Genomic DNA, 5,231 nt, shown 5'->3' on the forward strand with positions numbered 1-5,231 from the left:
AAAAAAAATTAATGTGTGAGGATTATTAATGCAGGATCAAATACCTGATAGGGCTTTCTCCTCTATCTCATCAAGATAGGCGCTATCTTGATGAATAGTGAGTGTTTTTCCTTTTAGATCCTTGAATACGGCTAGAGCTTTTTTTTGCGCTGTACGAGTACCTCCCGTGTTTCAAATAATGTGTGACTAAACGTTATTTGTTTTTCCCGTTTGCGGGTGTGAGTAAGATCTGCAGCTGCTATATCTACGTTTCCTTCTTTCACTAAATTTAAAATTTTGTTAATCGATGACACTTTTTTGAATTCAATATTTACGCCCAGGTGCTCTGCATAAGCTTGTAGTAAATCGCATTCCAGCCCGGCAGGTTGACCACGATGATAATAACAGCCCACCCCATCCATTCGTGTGGCTACAGTTAACGTGTCTATTGCCAGGATACTGTTGAGTCGATTCTTCGGGATCGTGCAGGCATAGATAATGACTCCTGAGAGGATCATTGCTGAGAGAAGGAAAATCCAACTTTTATTGAATGACTTCATGATAGCTCCTTGACTTGGTTTAAATCTTGGAGCCTATCGATGTCTCGCTAAGCCAAAAGGAGGAAGCAATTCCCGATTAACTGGTTATAAATCGCGGTTTAGAGTGATCGGGCTACATACCTAGCAACCCTCTAAGAGAAGGAAAAAACATGTCTGATGAAACTGATAGCAACTTGGAAGGAATTGATCCCTCGCCTTACCGGGATCGGCTCGACCCCAAAGTATCTGATGAAACCACTTCAAGTGCTGCGAAAAGCCTAAATCTAGATGGATTGCGCGATCTTTCTGCACTTTCCAAATTACAGGTACGTGAATTTACTCATACCAGTTCTACCCAGATGCAGGCCACATCCAATGCCATGACACAAATGGCTGCGGCTGGCGCCACTGCGGTAAATGCTATTTTGGGTAATGGTAGTAAAGGGGAGGGGCAGAAAGATACTGCACAGCTATCTAATCGCTGATGGAGAAAAGTTTCCCGATTATCAGTGGTTGGGATTTTCCGTACAGTGATATAGCCCAATAACTGGGTTGATTAATTAACTGATTGAAAGGAAAAAATTATGTCTGATGAAACCAATACTGTAGACGGTATTCAACCTTCCCCTTATCGCGATCGTGTTGACCCTAAAGTGTCTGACCAGACAACCAGTTCTTCAGCACAAGGCCTGAATCTGGATGGTCTACGTGACCTGTCTGCGCTCTCCAAGCTGCAGGTTCGTGAGTTTACTCACACAGGTGCAACACAAATGCAAGCAACCTCCAATGCTATGACGCAAATGGCGGCGGCAGGTGCAAAGGCCGTAAATTACATCATGGATGGCGGTAAGTAAGGTTTTTGACCTTCAAGGGGTAGCGGTTTATCGCTACCCCTTAATAAAAGGAGCAAGTTATGAGAAATACTTTCCGAGATCGCCTGGCGACTAAAGTGGTTGATCAGATGGCAACTTCTTCAGCACTTAGCCTTCATCTAGATGGTCTGCGCGATTTGTCTGCACTATCTAAACTACAAGTACGTGAATTTACCCATACCGGCGCAACTCAAATGCAGGCAACAGCAAATTCAATCCTGCAAATGTCGGCAGTTGGGGCGCGCACATTTAGAGATACCTTCTAATTTACTGTCTGAAAGGATTAACAGATGGCAAAGGATGATGATACACCAACGCTTAGGGAGCTCTCCGCAGGGAAGGGGAGGCTGATTGATGTGATGTCTAGTGCTTACTTGCAGCGTTCCATCAATAGCGCTGTGGAAACTACGCTGCAAGATCAAGTCAATGCGCGTAACCAGCGTATGTTGTTGATGACTAAGCAGCTAAATAAAATAGTTGATTTGTAATTTTATGAAAGACGAGGGGGGGCGGCAAAAGAAGGGAAGCGTATGTCTTCCTCTTTTTTGGTTCAAAGTGCAGCCGATCATGTAAGGGATACAGCCTTACAAACCTCTACAGTTGCCGGGAAAGCATTTCAGAAATGGTTGACCCAACCATTCAACCTCATCTTCCTGCTGATAATTATCGTTGCACATATACAGTTGATCGTGGCTGTGATTCAGAGTTTCTTGATGCTGTTGCTTTCAATGTTCATGCGTTAAGGATTTCAACTTATGCCTAATACAAAACCTACAAGAGAAAGTTACCTCCCTCCGGATTTTGAAGAGCAGCTGGATAAACTGATTAGCAGTCAAGGCACCGATGTTGACTTGGGTGAAGAACTACAGCAGTCAATCATGGCTATCTGCCGAGAAGTTAACGATGCATTGACAAAATCCTTTTCGGATATATCAACTACAGGCTTTGAGATGGATGACCAAATAAAGGGGCAAGGAGAAGATAATGAGTAATCAGCCTAAAAATACTTTTCAGCTGGATGTGAGTAATATTTCCAAGCAAATTGTGAGAAACGCGGTAGAGCTACAAGGAATTCACATTTTACAAGGAAAATCTGACTCGTTAAGGGATGAAAGACTTAGCAATATCATGTTAAAAAATAGTGTGATGATGAAGTGGCTTCAGAATCCATCCAATACCAGCTATAAGGAAGTATTAAGTGGTATAGGTGTCAACTCACTAAAAGACGATGTCAGAGAAGCTTATCAGTATGCTCTTGAAATGGTCCATCAAAAGAGTGATAAAAGTTAACATAGCGCTCCATTTGACCTTTAGTGACTAGAGGGCAATAACTCCTGGGGTTTCCTGGAGAGACCGGGGAGAGAAAATACAGCAGGAGCTTGCTGCAATGCAGCCAGATTATGATTTTGCGGTTTTTATCGGCCGCTTCCAGCCATTTCATTTCGGCCATTTGGCTGTGATTTAAGGTCGCTTACAAGAAACTAAATTTTTATATATTGAGATAATTATAGTTCTCTAGAAAAAATTTTCAGAAATTTAGATGGCGACGATTGAATGGATAGAGGGCTTGGTTAATCTGTTTTTCTACACCGCTCGTTAGCGGCTTCTCCAATGCTTAATCTATTCACCATGAAATAAATGTATATGTAATCAAACTAAGGATTAAGATACAAAGTAAATGCCAAGAGTATACAAAAAGGAGAAACATAAAGACAAAAAACCTTTCTAGTTAGCCCTAGACTTCTGCTAGCTATGTCAATGTAGCTTATTGAACACTCTGTAATTTTTTAAGATAGGAATTAATGATGCCAGTAACACAACTTAGCCAATTACCTAATGCTCGCGCAATTTGGAGTGCAATAGATCAGTACAATATTTATGTGGTCGCCACAATGAGCGATGCTTTCGCACAAATACCGGACACTGGAGCCGACTTTCAAATGCCACCTCCGATACTTATGTATCATGAAGGAGACATGTGTGCACTTCTCATAATGGGAGAAAGGCATGGCGCACAATCTCAGGATATAAGAGCAGCTGCAAAAAATACTGCAACTGCAATTTTAAATATTCCCGACACGATGATAGCAGTTGAAGAACCTATTGAAGTTAATGATAGACTCTATTCCAATGGTGGGGCCCAGAAACAATTATCATTAATTGGTGATCAAAACCTACTTACATACGACCCCTCTTTGAGAGGTGCAATTAGCGCCGAGCTTGCTGATCAAGGCTATCGTCTAAATACTGATGCTCAGCCCTATCGTTTTTCTGCAGAACAAGGAAGGCGTTATGATCCTAGATATGGACAAAATGGAAATGCGCCATTGATAAACAACCAAATGGCCACTTCTCTAAGCACCTATGCTAACACAGGGGCACTCATAGCTTATCCAGTTGGACCCGACCATCTAAGGTTTGGGCCCGATGCCTACGTCAGAAATGAGAATGAAACTTTACAAGGTCAACTCCTAGCAAAAAATTGGACGGTACTTGAAATTTCAGAACCTCCTCGTGGCGGTAACGGTAACGGTAACGGTAACGCTCAAAATTAACGGATAAATAAATATATCAAATTATTAATCTGTTGTAGTTCAGACTTGATCTGACAGTCACCGGTTTTTTAGAAGGTGCTCTGTCAGGTCAAATTCAGTTTACGAGCTCCTGCTTCCAGATACTTTTACCCTCTTCAAGGGTTGCTATCGGTGTGCGACCACAACACTTTTTACCCTGATGAGTTCGATCATTATTGTAATATACGAGCCATTCGTCCAGATCCTTTTGTAGGTCTTCTATTGATCCATAGATCTTTCGTCGCAACGATGGTTGGTAGAACTCTTGTAATATAGTTTATGGAAGCACTCACGATGGCCAGTACCAAACGATTCGCGAGCAGTAGTTAGGAGAGTATATCAATCAGCTTCGCCCAGTATTTCGCGATGGCAAGCTGTTGGTCGATCAGGATTTTGAGGCCGTCCGCTTACTGGCAGAAATGCCCACACAGGAGGGGATGCTGGCAACAGCTATCTGAGCTCTTCTTATTACATCGCGTTCAAGAGCCGGCTTATACCGGCTTTACCATTCATTGGCGACTGATAGTCCAACCTTATAGAGATCTTCTGCCAAGGTGTGAATTTCTTCCGACAAAGAGATTTGCTGGGCCCATTCCTCAGGTATTCCAGAAACTCCGTAGTAAGCTCCGGCTATTTGTCCGCAAATGGCTGCTGTTGTATCAGCATCGTTGCCAATATTGGCTGCCAAAAGAATGGCTTCCCGAAAACTATTGGTATTGAAAAAACACCAAAGCGCCGATATTAGGGACTCGATAACGTAACCACTTCCGGTTAACTCTTCATAGTGCTGGTCTAGAAATTGCCCACTGGCAATGGTTTTTACTTTTTCATTAGTTGGAGTTTGTTCGATAGAAGCGAGAAGCTCATTTTTATTGATGCCAATAAACATGGAAAGTATAAGATTACAGAGGAGTCGGCAGCTTTCGATGCATTCGTCCGAGCCATGAGTGGTTCTGGAGCTTTCCCCTGCGAAATAAATGGCATCCGAAGCTGTTGAAGAAAAAAATATGGGAATTGGCGCTAAGCGCATGAGTGAACCATTACCTGACGAGCGAGTAGATGTTGAACCACTAAAAGGATCACCTGTTTGCAGATATCGATTTAATGCGGATAAAACTGTTGAACCAATATCGAAGCACTCACCCGTAGAGCTCATATACCCATATTGGTACCAGTTACAGTAACGATTCATCTGATCAGTCGCACTGAAGCCTTTCTTCTGGAGTAAACTGTGGGCCAGGCAGAGCGCCATGGAGGTATCATCGGTC

General features: G+C 42.7%; 9 protein-coding genes and 1 pseudogene. 7 read left to right on the top strand and 3 right to left on the bottom strand.

Going from position 1 to position 5,231, the window contains the following annotated elements:
* Positions 1 to 131 precede the first annotated feature (131 nt).
* Complete coding sequence (locus ACXAC3_RS18485; RefSeq protein WP_475163527.1) at positions 132 to 539, bottom strand: transporter substrate-binding domain-containing protein; 408 nt, start codon at positions 537 to 539, stop codon at positions 132 to 134.
* Between the two features lie 149 nt (positions 540 to 688).
* Between ACXAC3_RS18485 and ACXAC3_RS18490 the strand changes: the two genes are divergently transcribed.
* The 7 genes from ACXAC3_RS18490 (at position 689) to ACXAC3_RS18520 (ending at position 3,945) form a co-directional block, all read left to right on the top strand.
* Positions 689 to 1,003, top strand: coding sequence for a hypothetical protein (locus ACXAC3_RS18490; RefSeq protein WP_252085480.1), 315 nt, complete (start codon positions 689 to 691; stop codon positions 1,001 to 1,003).
* A 99-nt stretch (positions 1,004 to 1,102) separates the two neighbouring features.
* Positions 1,103 to 1,372: a hypothetical protein gene (locus tag ACXAC3_RS18495; RefSeq protein ID WP_444938809.1), complete on the top strand. Its 270-nt coding sequence runs from the start codon at positions 1,103 to 1,105 to the stop codon at positions 1,370 to 1,372.
* Between the two features lie 59 nt (positions 1,373 to 1,431).
* Positions 1,432 to 1,656: a hypothetical protein gene (locus tag ACXAC3_RS18500; protein ID WP_444938810.1), complete on the top strand. Its 225-nt coding sequence runs from the start codon at positions 1,432 to 1,434 to the stop codon at positions 1,654 to 1,656.
* A 24-nt stretch (positions 1,657 to 1,680) separates the two neighbouring features.
* A complete protein-coding gene (locus tag ACXAC3_RS18505) occupies positions 1,681 to 1,878 on the top strand; it encodes a hypothetical protein (RefSeq protein WP_152453974.1) in 198 nt (65 codons plus the stop codon).
* Positions 1,879 to 2,145: 267 nt separating this feature from the next.
* Positions 2,146 to 2,382 (top strand): hypothetical protein, encoded by a 237-nt coding sequence (locus ACXAC3_RS18510; protein WP_444885327.1) that lies wholly within the window; start codon positions 2,146 to 2,148, stop codon positions 2,380 to 2,382.
* Positions 2,375 to 2,680, top strand: coding sequence for a hypothetical protein (locus ACXAC3_RS18515; protein ID WP_444938811.1), 306 nt, complete (start codon positions 2,375 to 2,377; stop codon positions 2,678 to 2,680). The genes ACXAC3_RS18510 and ACXAC3_RS18515 overlap by 8 nt, the downstream gene beginning before the upstream one ends.
* 512 nt (positions 2,681 to 3,192) lie before the next feature.
* On the top strand, positions 3,193 to 3,945 hold the full coding sequence (locus ACXAC3_RS18520; protein ID WP_444938812.1) for a hypothetical protein: 753 nt from the start codon (positions 3,193 to 3,195) through the stop codon (positions 3,943 to 3,945).
* Between the two features lie 94 nt (positions 3,946 to 4,039).
* On the opposite strand, the pseudogene ACXAC3_RS18525 reads toward ACXAC3_RS18520, so the two are convergent.
* Positions 4,040 to 4,240: pseudogene (locus ACXAC3_RS18525) on the bottom strand (IS481 family transposase); the annotation flags it as partial.
* Positions 4,241 to 4,465: 225 nt separating this feature from the next.
* Positions 4,466 to 5,231 (bottom strand): ADP-ribosylglycohydrolase family protein (locus tag ACXAC3_RS18530; protein WP_475163530.1); only part of this gene is annotated, 766 nt, incomplete at its 5' end.

It is taken from the genome of Ruegeria sp. ABV4_181, from assembly GCF_056158465.1.